Raw genomic sequence first — 13,383 nt, 5'->3', positions numbered from 1 at the left:
CGAGATGTCGGCTACTGAGGCTCCCGAGAGGATCGGCCCCTACCGGCTGCTGCGGCAGCTCGGCGAGGGCGGCATGGGGGTGGTCCACCTCGGCCTGGACGCGGAGGGGCGGGAGGTCGCGGTCAAGGTCCTGCACCCGCACGTCGCCTCCGATCTCAAGGCACGCGACCGGCTGACCCGCGAGGTCGAGACCATGCGGCGGGTGCGCAGCAGGCGCGTCGCCGAGGTCCTCGACGCCGACCTGACCGGTGCCGCGCCGTACATCGTGACGCGGTACGCCCCCGGGCGGACCTTAGAGCAGACCGTGCTGGAGGACGGCCCGCTCCGCGACGACGCCGTGGTCCGGCTCGCCCGGGGCCTCTGCGAGGCCCTGGTCGCCATCCACGCGGCCGACGTGATCCACCGCGACCTCAAGCCGGCCAACGTCATGCTGGTGGACGGCGAGCCGCTGGTGATCGACTTCGGCATCGCCCACCTCGTCAACGCCACGCGGCTGACCCAGACGGGAATGTTCGTCGGCACGCCCGGCTACCTCGCCCCCGAGATCATCCGGGACACCCAGATCACCCAGGCGGCCGACGTGCACGCGCTGGCCGCCACGGTGTTCTTCGGGGTCACCGGCAAGCCGCCGTTCGGCTCGGGCACGTTCGAGTCGGTCTGCTACAACATCCTCGAGGGCAAGGCCCAGGTGGATCTCGCGCCGGCCTGGCTGCGCGGCTGGCTCCGCCTCGCGCTGGCGTCGGACGCCGTGTCGCGCCCCACCGCCGCGTCGCTGCTGCGGCTGACCCGGTCGCTCGACCCCACGGTCACCGTGTTGCGGGAGACCCCGCAGGACGGCGGGACGAGGGTCCTCGACGGCACCCGGCTGCTCGACGAGACGGCGGTCCCCGGCAACGGCCAGGGAAACGGCCAGGGAAACGGCACGCGCAACGGACCCCGGACCAGCGTGCTGCCGTCGGACGACGACAGCTACTCCGACCTGCTGCCGCCGGTGAACTACGTGGAGCCGGAGCGGCCCTACCGGGAGCCCCGGGCGCCGAAGCAGCGCCGTCCGGTGTCCGCGCCGCCTCCGGCGCACCCGCAGGCCCCGCCGTACGGCCAGGGGGGCCCGCCCCCGCCGCCGTACCAGCCGGCGGTCTTCCAGCCGCACACCGACCAGCGGGTGGCGGGTTATCCCGAGCCCCAGGTCGCGCGGCCGCCCGCCCCCGGCCCGGCCACACCGGCCGCGCCGTACGCGCCGGAACCCCCGCGCGCTCCCTACCGCGCGCGGCACCCCGTGCTCGCGGCCCTGCTGCTGGCCACGCTCGTGGCGCTGGCCTGCCTGCTGCCGGTGGTGGTGAGCCTGTTCGCCGCGGTGGCGGCGCTGTGCCTGCGGGTGGGGCAGTACCTGCTCGGCGACCTCGCCGACCGCAGGGCGGCCAGGGGCACCAGCGGCGCCGATCCGCTCCTCGCGGTGCTCGGCACGCCCTGGGCGCTGATCAGGGCCGGCCTGGCCACGGTGGTACAGGTGCCGCTGGCCGTGATGTTCGCCATGTGCTGCTGGGGCGGGTTCCACTACCTGGGGGGAGTGCATACCGACCCCGCCGCGGCCTACGCGGCCGGCGCCTTCGTCGCGGGGCTGTTCCTCCTGCCCGGCGGCAAGGCCCCGCGCAAGGCCGTGGCCCGTACGCTCACCGCGGTGATCCGCAGCCCGGGCGCGGGCATGATCGTCACCATCGTGGTCGGCACGGTCGCGCTGTTCGCGATCATGACGGCGCTGTCCGCGGACGCCTCCTGGGCACCCTGGCAGCCGCCAAAGGTGGCGATCGACAAAATCGTCGGGGATCTCCAACGGAAGGGTGAGGACACCGTCGTCAACCTGATCGGCGGCGTCGTGGGCGACATCATGGACCGCATCGGCCTGGGCTTCCTGACCTTCTGGACCTGACCCCGTCCCGACCAATCGGCCAGCTAAGTGGAAACACCGAGCGAGCCGGAGGGGCGCGCCGGTGTCTGGACTGAGGAGCGCGCGGGAGCGAAGCGACCAGAGCGCGACGAGGGAAGACACCGGGTGTGAGCGCCCCGATGAGCGAAGCGGGAGGCACAGTGCAGCTCGGTCCCTATCGTCTGATCTCCGCACTCGGGTCGGGAGGGTTCGGGGAGGTCCATCTCGCGCTCGACGCCGACGGGCGCACGGTCGCCGTCAAGGTCCTGCATCCCCACGTCGCCTCCGACGCGTTCGCGATCACCCGGCTGGCCCGCGAGGTGGAGACCATGCGCAGGGTGCGCGGGCGGCACGTCGCCGAGGTGCTCGACGCCTCGCTGTCGGGGGAGCGGCCGTACATCGTCACCCGGTACGTCCAGGGCAGGCCGCTCAGTGCGGTGGTGGCGAAGGACGGGCCGGTCACCGGAGCGGCCCTGCTGCGGCTGGCGCTGGGGCTGGCGGAGGCGCTGGAGTCGATCCACGCGGCCGGGGTCGTCCACCGCGATCTCAAGCCGGCCAACGTCATCGTCTCCGACGGCGAGCCGTACGTGATCGACTTCGGCATCGCCTGCGCGCTGGAGTCGGCGTCGGTGACCGCGTCGGGCGCGGTGGTGGGGACGCCCGGCTATCTGGCCCCGGAGGTGCTGGAGGGCCGGGACGCCGGGCCGGAGGCCGACGTGTTCGCCTGGGGGGCGACGGTGGCCTTCGCCGCGTCCGGGCGCCAGCCGTACGGGACGGGACCCGCGGCGGCCGTCGCCTACCGGGTGGTGCACCGGGAGCCCGACCTGTCGGGCGTGCCGGCGTGGCTCGCCCCGCTCGTGGAGCGGTGCCTGAGCGGCGATCCGGCCGGTCGCCCCGAGACGGCCGAACTGGCCGGCCGCCTGAACGAGGCCGCGCCGGTGCTGGACGGGATCGAGCCCTCGCGGCAGGCCCTCTCCGAGGCGTCCACCCGCGAGTGGCGGCCGGGCGACCGGCGGCCCGCCCGGCGCGCGAGGCGGGCGGAGGTGGACGACCCGCGGGCCGCGCACCGGGAGAAGCTGCACCGCCGCTGGGTGGTGGGCTCCGCGGTGGTCGTGGGCCTGTTCGCCGCCGCCGCGCGGGCGAACTTCCCGGAGGTGTCCCTCCTCCTGCTGGTCCTCTACGGCATCGCCCTGGTGGCCGACGCGGGGTTCGGGCTGCTGGCCAGGTCGCGGCGGCGCAGGCTCGTGGTGGACGCCGTCAGCGGTGTGGGCGCCGTCGGGGTCTGGGCGCTGCTCAGCACGCTGTTCAGCACCACGACGCTGCTCATGGCCGTCGGCACCGTGGTGTTCATCCTCGGCACGCTCGTGTTCGCGAGCTGACCCGGCGACCCGCGGCCGCTCGGGCCCCGGATTCCGGAACAAAGTTCGGTAGTGTGAGATGGGCCGGTATGTGACATGGGCACGGTGCGGGCCTGGAGGTTTGCGGCTAAGCTACCCATGGGTAACATTGTGCGTAATCGCGGCGTCAGCCGTACGGAAAGGGGAGGTCGGCCACCGGCCATGAACATCGTCGTCTGCGTGAAGCAGGTCCCCGACACGGCGACCGAGCGCAAGCTGAGGTCCGAAGACAAGACGCTCGACCGCGACGCCGCCGACGGCGTCGTCAACGAGCTCGACGAGTACGCGGTCGAGGAGGCACTGCGGCTCAAGGAGGCCCACGGCGGTGAGGTCACCGTCCTGAGCATGGGCCCGGCCAAGGCCACCGAGACCATCCGCAAGGCCCTGGCGATGGGCGCGGACAAGGCGGTGCACCTGCACGACGACGCGCTGCACGGCTCGGACGCCCTCGGCACCTCCTACGCCGTCTCCCAGGCCCTGAAGAAGATCGGCTTCGACCTGGTCATCCTGGGCTCGGAGTCGACCGACGCCCGCACCGGCATGCTCGCCGCGATGCTGGCCGAGCGGCTCGGCGCCCCCCAGCTCACGCTGGCGAGCAAGGTCGAGATCGAGGGCACCGCCATCCGGGTCGAGCGGATCACCGACTACGGCTACGACAAGGTCGAGGCCTCGCTGCCGGCCGTCGTGTCGGTGGTCGAGAAGATCAACGAGCCGAGGTACCCGTCGTTCAAGGGCATCATGGCCGCCAAGAAGAAGCCGGTCGAAACGCTCGGCATCGCCGACGCGGACATCGCGGCCGACCAGGTCGGCCTGGCGAACTCGTGGAGCGAGGTCGTCGACTTCGCCGCCGCCCCACCCCGGGCCGCCGGCACCGTGATCAAGGACGAGGGTGACGGCGGCGCCAGGGCCGCCGAGTTCCTCGCGTCGAAGAAGTTCATCTGAGGGGCCCCGAGATGACTGAGATTCTGGTTCTCGTCGACCACGTCGACGGCGACGTCAAGAAGGTCACCTTCGAGCTGCTGACCCTGGCCCGGTCGCTGGGCACGCCCGCCGCGGTGTGGGCCGGCCCCGGCTACTCGGACAGCGCGAAGGCCAGGCTCGCCGAGTACGGCGCGGAGAAGATCTACGTGGCGGCGGCCGACGAGATCGGCGACTACGTGGCGGCGCCCAAGGCCGAGGTGCTCGCGCACCTGGTGGCCGAGCGTTCCCCGGCCGCGGTCTTCCTCGCGGCGACCGGTGAGGGTAAGGAGGTCGCGGGGCGGCTCGCGATCAAGACGGACTCCGGAGTGATCTCCGACGCGGTGGGCGTCGGCGAGGGCTTCGTCGCCGAGCAGTCGATCTTCGGCGGCGGCGTCAACGTCCACAGCCGGGTGACCCGGGGCCTTCCGATCATCACCGTACGGCCGAACAGCACCGCTCCCGTCGCCGCGGCCGGCGCCGGCGCCGAGGAGAAGATCGAGGTCGCCCTGTCGGACGCCGCCCGCGCCGCCCGGATCGTGGAGCGGGTCGTGCAGGAGAAGGGCGGCCGGCCCGAGCTGACCGAGGCCGCGATCGTGGTCTCCGGCGGCCGGGGCGTGGGCTCGGGCGAGAACTTCGCGATCATCGAGAAGCTCGCCGACTCGCTCGGCGCGGCCGTCGGCGCCTCGCGCGCCGCGACCGACGCCGGGTGGTACCCCCACCAGTTCCAGGTCGGGCAGACCGGCAAGACGGTGTCGCCGCAGCTCTACATCGCGGCGGGCATCTCCGGCGCGATCCAGCACCGGGCCGGCATGCAGACCTCGAAGACGATCGTGGTGATCAACAAGGACGCCGAGGCGCCGCTCTTCGAAGTCGCCGACTACGGCGTGGTGGGCGACCTGTTCCAGATCGTCCCGCAGCTCACCGAGGAGATCGAGAGGCGTAAGTAACACCCCGGATCGGAAGCGGCGCCGCGCCTGACGCGGCGCCGCTTCCGGCGTTCATGGGGTTGTATGGAGGCGGCGCGGCGATCCCGCGCGAAATCTTCTCCGGCACCTGGCAATCTGTCTTATACATACGTATGATACAGACAGATGACCAAATTCGAGGGGATGGTTCGGATGGCAAGCGGGATCAAGATGCTCATAGGCGGTTCGGCCGGAACGGCGGTGCTCGCCGCGACGGTGGCCGCGCTCGGGAAACTGCGCACCACGCACCTCATCACGGTCACGCGGCAGACCACGGCCGAGCCGGAGCACATCTGGCCCCTGTGGGCCGACGTCCCCGCACGCGTCCGCTGGGACGACGGGCTGGACTGGATCCGCCTCGACGGAGGGCCGTTCGCCCTCGGCGCCACCGGCCGCGTCAAGCTGAAGGGCCAGTCGGCCGTCCGCTTCGAGATCATCGACTGCGAGCCCATGCGCAGGTACACCGACCGGTTCTTCCTGCCCGGGGGCACCTTCATGGACTGGGAGCACACCATCGACGACCGCGGCGACGGCACGCGGGACGTGACCTTCAAGGTCTCCGTGAAGGGGCCGACCGCGCTCGTGCTGACCCCCATCATGAAGAAGATCCTGGGCGGCGCGCTGCCCGAGACCGTGGACCGGCTCGTCACCCTCGCCGAGGAGGCCGCCCTGGCCGGCCGGGGGTGACCCCGGGCGGGCTGGGCTCCCGGGACGGGCGTCAGGCGGCCAGCGGCAGGTGGGGCTCCTCGCCTCTGTCGCGGGCGGCCGCCCGCAGCGGGACGATCTCCGTACGGGACGCGGGCAGCAGCCGCCCCGCCGCGGCGATGACGACGCCGAGGACGACGGCCACTCCCATGGCCAGCCGCAGCGACGCCGCGGCGGACAGGAAGCCGATCACGACCGGCCCGAGCAGCAGCCCCGCGTAGCCCATGGCGCTCGCCTGCGCGATCGCGGGGCCCGGCTCGGCCGTCGCGGTGCCGGCGAGCGACAGCGCCATCGGCGAGATCGTCGCCACCGCGAGCCCGACGAAGAACAGCGCGGCCACGGCCGCCGCCGTCACCGGCGCGGCGACGACGGCGAGGAACGCCAGTGCCGTGGCCCCGCCGGACAGGGCGATCAGCGCGCGGGCGCCGAGGTGGCCGCGCAGCCGGTCGCCGCCGAGTCGCGCGACCAGCATGCCGGCCTCGAACACCGGATAGCCGAGCGCGGCGACCGCCTCGGAGGCGTGCAGCGTGCCGAGCAGGTAGAGCCCGTTCCAGTCGGCGACGACGCCCTCGACCATGAACGCGGCGAACGTGATCGCTCCGAGCAGGTAGACGACCCCCGGCAGCCTCCGCCGGGCGCGGCCGCTCTCCCGCGCGGCGCCCGTCTCCGGCGCGCGGTCGGGCAGGTGCATACGGCTGAGCGCGAGAGCCGCGGGCGCCGAGACCAGGGCCACCAGGAGGATGTGGGTGGTGAGGGACAGGCCCAGCGCGATGGCGGCCGTGCCCAGCAGGCCCGCCGAGATCGCGCCGACGCACCAGCCCGCGTGCATGCCGATCATGATCGGCCGGCCGTACGCGCGCTCGACCAGCGAGCCCTGCGCGTTCATGCCGACGTCGACCGCGCCGAACGCCATGCCGAACAGCGCGGTCGCGGCGACCAGCGCCGGGAAGGACGGCGCGAGCGCGACGAGGACCAGTGATGCCGCGCACAGGGGAACGGCCGCGCGCAGAACGCCGCGGCTCCCGGCTCTGCCCAGCACGACGCGCATGATCTGCATGGTCAGCAGCGCGCCGACGCCCCAGCCGAGCAGGGCGAGGCCGACCGACGACTCCGGGAGGCGGAGCCGGTCGGCCAGGGCGGGGAGGCGCACGGTGAACGTTCCGCACATCAGGCCGGCCAGGACAAAGGTGAGGACTGCCCCGTGACGGGCCTTCCTCAAAGCGCGGGTCATCACAGCTTCCTTTCCATGTGAGTCAAGTGGGTTTCCGAACCCGGAGAAGTGGGCAGACAGCAGCAGGTCGCCCTTTCACGGCGTCAGCCGGAAGGAAGGGCGACCACCAGTCGCGCGTGCGGCACGGTGTAGTGGGCAGCGGTGTAATGGGCATGGTCCGCGCCCGGCGCGGACGCGCCGCAGGGGGCATGTCACAGAGGGCGTGTCACAGAAGGCGCCGCTGCGGTGGCGCCTGGGGGAAGAGCTCTGGCGGAGCCCTATAACAGGGCGAGCAGCCTGGCGCGGACGGCGGCGAAGTCGACGATCGCCGAACAGTGGGTGGCGACCTCCCAGACGCCCTCGCAGGCCAGCCGTACGATCTGGGACGCGGGCGGGTCGGGCTCGTCGTCCAGTCCCTGCCGCATCCAGCGGGCCATCGCCTCACGCAGCGGCGCGAGCAGCGCGGGATCGCCGGCCGCGCCGGTGACCACCGCCCAGCGTCTGAGCCGTCCGGTCTCCACCGCCTCGAACGTCGCGGCGACGTAGGAGCGCGTGTAGGTGCTCTCCCCCTGTGCCTCGATCAGCGCGTCGAAGTCGGCGATCAGGCGCTCGATCATCCCTTTGACGAGCGCTTCCTTGGTGGAGAAGTGGTAGAGGAGGCCGCCCTTGCTGACGCCGGCGCGCTCGGCCACCGCCGCCAGGGTCAGGGCCTGGGCGCCCTGGTCCTGCAGCAGGGCCTCGGCCGCGTCGAGCAACTCGTCTCGCCTCATGCCACCCTCCTCATGCCGCCTACTGTACCGGCTGGACGGTTAACCCGCGACACCGTTCCGGTGTTCCCGGTCTCCCCGGATACGCTTGGTGCGCACGAAAGGCGTTCAGGGGAGGGGTCATGGGATCTGCGTACTTGGACCATGCCTCGACCACCCCGATGCGGCCCGAGGCGATCGAGGCGATGACGGCCCAGCTCGGTCAGGTGGGCAACCCCTCCTCGCTGCACGCGGCGGGCCGCCGCGCCCGCCGGGTCGTCGAGGAGTCGCGCGAGACGATCGCCGGAGCGCTCGGCGCCCGGCCCAGCGAGGTCGTGTTCACGGCCGGCGGCACCGAGGCCGACAACCTCGCCATCAAGGGCCTGTTCTGGGCGAGGAAGCGGCCGAGGATCCTGGTCAGCGCGATCGAGCACCACGCCGCCCTCGACCCCGCCCACTGGCTGGGCGACAACCACGGCGCCCGGGTCGAGTTACTCCGGGTCGACGAGCAGGGCCGGGTCCACCCCGAGACGCTGCGCGAGGCCATCGACCGTGACCCGGACGACGTCGCGCTGGTGAGCGTGATGTGGGCCAACAACGAGGTGGGCACCGTGCAGCCGGTGCGCGTGCTGGCCGCCATCGCGCACGAGCACGGCATCCCGTTCCACACCGACGCGGTGCAGGCGGTCGGCCAGCTTCCGGTCTCGTTCGCCGACTCGGGCGTGGACGCCATGACCGTCTCCGGCCACAAGGTCGGCGGGCCCGTGGGCGTCGGGGCGCTGCTGCTGGCGCGCGGCGTCGATCCCGTCCCCGTCCTGCACGGCGGCGGGCAGGAACGCGACATCCGCTCCGGCACGCTCGACGCCCCGGCCATCGCCGGGTTCGCCGCGGCCGTCGAGGCGGCCGTCGCGCGCCAGCCCGCGGCCGCGGAACGCCTGTCGGCGCTCCGCGACGATCTCGTCGAGCGCGTACGGCGGGCCGTGCCCGACGTCGTGCTGAACGGCGACCCCGCCGACCGGCTGCCGGCCAACGCCCACTTCTCGTTCCCCGGCTGCGAGGGCGACGCCCTGCTCATGCTGCTCGACGCCAAGGGCGTGGAGTGCTCCACGGGCTCGGCCTGCTCGGCCGGGGTGGCCCAGCCGTCCCACGTGCTGATGGCGATGGGTCAGGACGGCGTGCGCGCCCGCGGGTCGCTGCGCTTCTCGCTCGGCCACACGTCCACGGAGGAGGACGTCGACCGGGTCATCGAGGTCATCGGACAGGTCGTCGAGCGCGCCCGGCGCGCCGGTCTGTCGTAGCTTGCCCTGTTTGTCGCTTCGGGTCGCGGGCACGCCCCGGGACATGACGCGGCAGGTGCGCAGGACGAGGGTGGCGGGCGCCGACGCGGACCTCGACATGGTGTCCGGCCTGCTGGACGAGCTGCGCGAGCTCGCCTCCGCCTCCGGCCGGTCACGTGACCAGGGGCGGATCTACGACTTCCGCGTCCGCTGGGGAATCGCGATCGCGGGACGGCTGGAGCGGCTGGCCCACTACCACGCGGCGGGCGCGCTCGCCCCGGACGAACGGGTGCGCTACGAGGCGCTGCGCGCGCGGTTGCGGGAGAGCCTGCCGCTCATGGACCGCCTCGCCGTCCCGCGCCCGCGCGTCCCTCTCGTCTGACCTCGTCTGAGGTTCTACTGGTCGAGGAACTCCGATGCGCGCAGCCTGATGCCGGTGTAGGTCACCGGACATGAGGGGTTGGGGCAGGTGAGCCCGACCATGTACGCGTCGGCGGGCTCACTGAGGAAGGCGAACCCGAGGAACAGGGCGTCGCCGATCCCCAGGTCCTCGCTGCCGCAGGCCGGGCACGCGCCGTGACCCGCGCGCAGGCGGGCGCGCACCCGCTCCCGCTGTTCGTCGCCGAGCGGCACGATCTCGGAGAGGCCGGTGCGGGCGCCGTCCATCAGATCTCCACCTCCATGTCGAAGTAGACGTTGTCCTCGCGCCAGCCGCCCATCCCGTGGCCCACCAGGCGATAGTCGGAGACGAACTCGATGTCGTGGATCCACTTGGCCATCTTGAAGCCGAGCTGGGTCTCCAGGCGCAGCCGCAGCGGGGCGCCGTGCTCGATCGGCAGCGGGCCGCCGTTCAGCTCGTAGGCGAGCAGGGCCTGCGGGTGCCGGGCCAGCCGCAGGTCGACGATCTCGTAGAAGTGCCCCTCGCCGGGAGCGCCCGGCTCGTCCCTGCCGGTGTCCTGCATGGTCAGGAAACACACATATCGGGCCTGCGGCAACGGCCTGACCAGGCCGATCAGATCGCGCAGGGGCAGCCCGGCCCACTCCCCGACGCTCGACCAGCCTTGTATGCAGTGGTGCAGCACGCACTGGGACTGCCGGCCGTCCAGGGCGCGCAGGTCCTCCAGCGTGAGAACCAGAGGGTTCTCGACCAGGCCGCCGACGGTGAGCCGCCACGGCGCGAACCCGTGCACCGCCATGATCTTGTACGTCTCGCTGTCGGGCGGCCTGCCGTTCACCCGGTGCCGGGCGGAGACCGCCGCCCGGGGATAGCGCTGGCGGGAGACGGCGGGCCGGAGCAGCGCCCGGCGGACCGCCGTGACCACCGCCCCGAGAACGCGCTGCACGCTCCGGGGGCGGCGCAGGGACCACACCGTGACCGCGGCGTTCACCGCGACGATCGCGGCGATGACGACGAGCGAGACCCAGAGCCCCGCCGCCGGCGCGTCGCCGTGCCCGAAGAGCATGAGGGAGTTCTCCCGGCCCCAGCCCCACACGGCGATCATCAGCAGGTGGACGGCGGTGAAGGCGAGGAAGGCGAGCAGGACCAGGAAATGGACGCTCCGCGCCCGCTGGCGGCCGCCCCACAGCCGCAGGTACCAGGGGAAGCGGGCGTCGACGGCGGGCGACTGCGCGAGCCCGGTCAGGATCGCGACCGGCGCCAGCACGAAGATCACCAGCGCGTACGCCAGCTTCTGCAGGGCGTCGAACGGCTCGCCCGGCAGGCGCGAGGGAAGCCGGAAGCTCAGGTAGGTGACCAGGTCGTGCCACGCCTGGGGGAAGATCGCCCAGGAGGCCGGGACGTAGCGGCGCCACTGGCCGGTGGCGAACAGCAGCGCGATGTAGACGGCGCCGGTGAGCACCCAGAGGATCGCGGCGAAGAAGTGCCAGTGCCTCCCCATGCCGAGCTTCCGGCGCCCCGGCAGGGAGACGAGCGGCGAGTAGGACTCCTCCTCGTCCAGCGTGTCGTAGAGCCTGTCCCTCGGCATGGTCTTGCGGGTGAACCGCGCCCACTCGGATCCGGGCCTGCTGTCGTCGTGCCAGTACAGCTTGGGATGCGTGGCGATGATCTCGACTCCGCTTCGCACGAGCAGCGTGACGAACAGGACGTTGATCCAGTGCTCGATCCGGATCCAGGCGGGAAAGCCGTAGAGGTCCACTGTCGCCTCACTCAGTCGTGCCAGTCGCGCCGCCGGGGGAAGGCCACGTTGACCCCGGCCAGGACGCTGCCGTGCAGGGCGAGGAAGAGCGCCGCGGCGCCCATGGTGACCGTGCCGAGGGGGCAGTCCCACCGGCCGATGAGCTGCGGCATGCGGGGAAGGCCGGCAGTGCGGCTGACCAGGTGGACCGCGAGCGCCACCGCCGACACCGCCGAGCCGAGCCACCATCCGGCCCTCGCCGGGCGGCGGAGCGTCATCAGCACGGCCGCCGCCGACGCGCCGGCGGCGATCAGCTCCCGGTACGCGATCAGGTAGGCCGGGTCCGCCGTGGCGTCCGCGATCAGGTACGCGTGGACGGCGCCGAGCCCGGCCAGCAGCGTCACGCCGGCGGTGGTCGTCGTCCTCGGCAGGGCGAAGGCGAAGTACTCCAGCAGCCCGGCCAGCCTGCCGAGCCCGGTGTAGCGGAGCACGACCGTCGCGAGCGGCCCCCGCCGGATCTCGTGTCCTCCCGCCGTCCCCATCGCCGTCCCGCCTGTCGCCGTACGGCCTCTAGCGGGCCGTCAGGCGCAGCAGGGCCCGTTGCAGGCGGAGGAGCGTCCGCGTGCGCCGCGACGAGCGCAGCCGCGCCAGCCGGTCCCGGAGCCGGTCACCCAGCTCGACCAGCAGGTCCTCGTCCGCGAAGCGCTCGATCTCGGGGAACATCTGCCGTTCCTCGTCCAGGTGAGCGTGCGACTCCAGCGCGTCGTGCATCACCCCCAGCTCCCGGTCGAACCGCCCGGACCGCGGGTCGGCGCGCACCAGCGCCGCGAGCTGGTCGCTGAGCTGTCGGTGCTCGGACCAGGCGGCCGCGATGCCCGGGGTGACGTCCCGCATCGCCGGATAGAAGACGTCCTCCTCGATCATCTCGTGCATCCGCAGCTCGTCGAACAGCTCGTCGGCGAGCGCACGCCGCCGACCGGGCTCGGAGCGCGGCGTCTCCAGCAGGCGCCGCATCAGCCCGCGCAGCACCTCGTGGTGCTCCACGAGCACCCGCGTCGCCTTCTCGCGCTCCGGCGGGGCCGGCGCCTCCCGCACCTCGGTGAGCACCTGCGGTCGTCTCCTCATGGCCGCACCTCCTGCTGGTGGACCAGGGTGCTGCCGGGCGGCGCGCCGACCACCGTGGGCGCCCGGCGCACCTCGATCCACCCGTCCCGTACGCGGGTCTGGAAGCACGGCGCGGCCGCGACGGCCGGGCCGTTCAGGCTCTCTCCGCTGTGCAGCTCGAACGCCGAGCCGTGCCAGGGACAGGTGATGGAGCCGTCGCGGAGCCAGCCCTGGGACAGCGGGCCGCCCAGGTGCGGGCAGGCGTCCTCCAGGGCGTGGATGCGGCCGTCCGAGCGGACCAGGACGACATCCACGCCGCCCGCCCGCGCCCGGTGCGGCCTGCCGTCGGTCAGGTCGCGCTCGGCCAGCACCCGGGTGAAACGGCGTGGTTCGAGCCGCCGGTCCGTCTGGTCGACCCCGATCCGGTGGTTGTAGGTGAGCGCGCCGCCCAGGTAGCCGCTGACCATGATCAGGGGATAGCCGAGCAGGGCGGCGAGCAGGCCGCGCAGGTGGCGTTCCCGGCCCCGCTGCCACCACGACCAGCCGTACAGGCCGAGGGCGAGCGCGTTGAGCGTGCCGTGGACCAGCCCGACCCGCCGCGCGTTGTCGTGCGTGTACTGCCAGTCGTGCAGACCGGTGACGGCCGCGGCCAGCGCCCCGGCGAGACCGACTCCCACGGCTGTGCGCGCCGCGCGCTTCTGCCCGGTGAGGTCCAGGACCAGCGCCATCGTCCATGAGCCGATCGGGACGTCGGTGAGAAACGGATGAACGGGGTGTCCCAGCCAGACGCCGTGCAGGAGGCCGCGGGCGCGGCCCCTGGTGACCCCGAGGAGGTTCTCCGTGAACGCGAGACCCTGTTCGAGCCGGTGGCCCGGCCGGTCGAGGCGGCCGTCGCCCTCGATCGCGTCCAGCATCCGGTCCAGTGCGCGATGAGCCATGTCCGATCCCAATCCCATCGCC

Annotated in this window: 14 protein-coding genes; 7 read left to right on the top strand and 7 right to left on the bottom strand. The window is 72.9% G+C overall.

Annotated elements, in window-relative coordinates:
* Positions 1–4 precede the first annotated feature (4 nt).
* The 5 genes from Mam01_RS20320 to Mam01_RS20300 all read left to right on the top strand — a co-directional run bounded on the left by Mam01_RS20320 (position 5) and on the right by Mam01_RS20300 (position 5,933).
* A complete protein-coding gene (locus tag Mam01_RS20320) occupies positions 5–1,927 on the top strand; it encodes a serine/threonine-protein kinase (protein ID WP_239101457.1) in 1,923 nt (640 codons plus the stop codon).
* A 137-nt stretch (positions 1,928–2,064) separates the two neighbouring features.
* Positions 2,065–3,303, top strand: coding sequence for a serine/threonine-protein kinase (locus tag Mam01_RS20315; RefSeq protein WP_204286830.1), 1,239 nt, complete (start codon positions 2,065–2,067; stop codon positions 3,301–3,303).
* 180 nt (positions 3,304–3,483) lie between these two features.
* Entirely contained in the window at positions 3,484–4,263 is a 780-nt protein-coding gene (locus tag Mam01_RS20310) for an electron transfer flavoprotein subunit beta/FixA family protein (protein ID WP_150935499.1), read from the top strand.
* A gap of 11 nt (positions 4,264–4,274) precedes the next feature.
* Positions 4,275–5,228, top strand: a complete 954-nt coding sequence (locus Mam01_RS20305) for an electron transfer flavoprotein subunit alpha/FixB family protein (protein WP_204286829.1) — start codon at positions 4,275–4,277, stop codon at positions 5,226–5,228.
* A gap of 144 nt (positions 5,229–5,372) precedes the next feature.
* Positions 5,373–5,933, top strand: coding sequence for an SRPBCC family protein (locus Mam01_RS20300; protein WP_204286828.1), 561 nt, complete (start codon positions 5,373–5,375; stop codon positions 5,931–5,933).
* 31 nt (positions 5,934–5,964) lie between these two features.
* Here Mam01_RS20300 and Mam01_RS20295 read toward each other — a convergent pair whose 3' ends face one another.
* Together Mam01_RS20295 and Mam01_RS20290 are read right to left on the bottom strand one after the other, a co-directional pair.
* The gene (locus Mam01_RS20295) at positions 5,965–7,182 is read right to left on the bottom strand and encodes an MFS transporter (protein WP_204286827.1); all 1,218 of its coding nucleotides are present in this window, start codon (positions 7,180–7,182) and stop codon (positions 5,965–5,967) included.
* A 257-nt stretch (positions 7,183–7,439) separates the two neighbouring features.
* Positions 7,440–7,931 (bottom strand): TetR/AcrR family transcriptional regulator, encoded by a 492-nt coding sequence (locus Mam01_RS20290; protein ID WP_204286826.1) that lies wholly within the window; start codon positions 7,929–7,931, stop codon positions 7,440–7,442.
* 119 nt (positions 7,932–8,050) lie between these two features.
* Here Mam01_RS20290 and Mam01_RS20285 point away from each other — a divergent pair, with 119 nt between their 5' ends.
* Together Mam01_RS20285 and Mam01_RS20280 are read left to right on the top strand one after the other, a co-directional pair.
* A complete protein-coding gene (locus Mam01_RS20285; protein ID WP_204286825.1) occupies positions 8,051–9,205 on the top strand; it encodes a cysteine desulfurase family protein in 1,155 nt (384 codons plus the stop codon).
* A gap of 10 nt (positions 9,206–9,215) precedes the next feature.
* On the top strand, positions 9,216–9,566 hold the full coding sequence (locus Mam01_RS20280) for a hypothetical protein (protein ID WP_204286824.1): 351 nt from the start codon (positions 9,216–9,218) through the stop codon (positions 9,564–9,566).
* Positions 9,567–9,580: 14 nt separating this feature from the next.
* Here the strand turns inward: Mam01_RS20280 and Mam01_RS20275 are convergent, their stop codons facing one another.
* Genes Mam01_RS20275 through Mam01_RS20255 form a run of 5 tightly spaced genes read right to left on the bottom strand, consistent with a single transcriptional unit; the run spans position 9,581 to position 13,361 of the window.
* Positions 9,581–9,850 carry a hypothetical protein gene (locus Mam01_RS20275; RefSeq protein ID WP_204286823.1) on the bottom strand — a complete coding sequence of 90 codons (270 nt, stop codon included), beginning with the start codon at positions 9,848–9,850 and terminating at the stop codon, positions 9,581–9,583.
* Complete coding sequence (locus Mam01_RS20270) at positions 9,850–11,340, bottom strand: molybdopterin-dependent oxidoreductase (RefSeq protein ID WP_204286822.1); 1,491 nt, start codon at positions 11,338–11,340, stop codon at positions 9,850–9,852. Before Mam01_RS20270 ends, Mam01_RS20275 begins: the two co-directional genes overlap by 1 nt.
* An 11-nt stretch (positions 11,341–11,351) precedes the next feature.
* Complete coding sequence (locus Mam01_RS20265) at positions 11,352–11,861, bottom strand: hypothetical protein (protein ID WP_204286821.1); 510 nt, start codon at positions 11,859–11,861, stop codon at positions 11,352–11,354.
* A 28-nt stretch (positions 11,862–11,889) separates the two neighbouring features.
* A complete protein-coding gene (locus Mam01_RS20260; RefSeq protein ID WP_204286820.1) occupies positions 11,890–12,444 on the bottom strand; it encodes a hemerythrin domain-containing protein in 555 nt (184 codons plus the stop codon).
* A complete protein-coding gene (locus Mam01_RS20255) occupies positions 12,441–13,361 on the bottom strand; it encodes a Rieske (2Fe-2S) protein (protein ID WP_204286819.1) in 921 nt (306 codons plus the stop codon). Before Mam01_RS20255 ends, Mam01_RS20260 begins: the two co-directional genes overlap by 4 nt.
* Positions 13,362–13,383 lie beyond the last annotated feature (22 nt).

Origin of the sequence: Microbispora amethystogenes (genome assembly GCF_016863015.1) — a bacterium.
GTDB lineage: Bacteria > Actinomycetota > Actinomycetes > Streptosporangiales > Streptosporangiaceae > Microbispora > Microbispora amethystogenes.
Note: the sequence above shows the minus strand (reverse complement) of the source record. Positions and strands in the feature narration are given on the sequence as shown.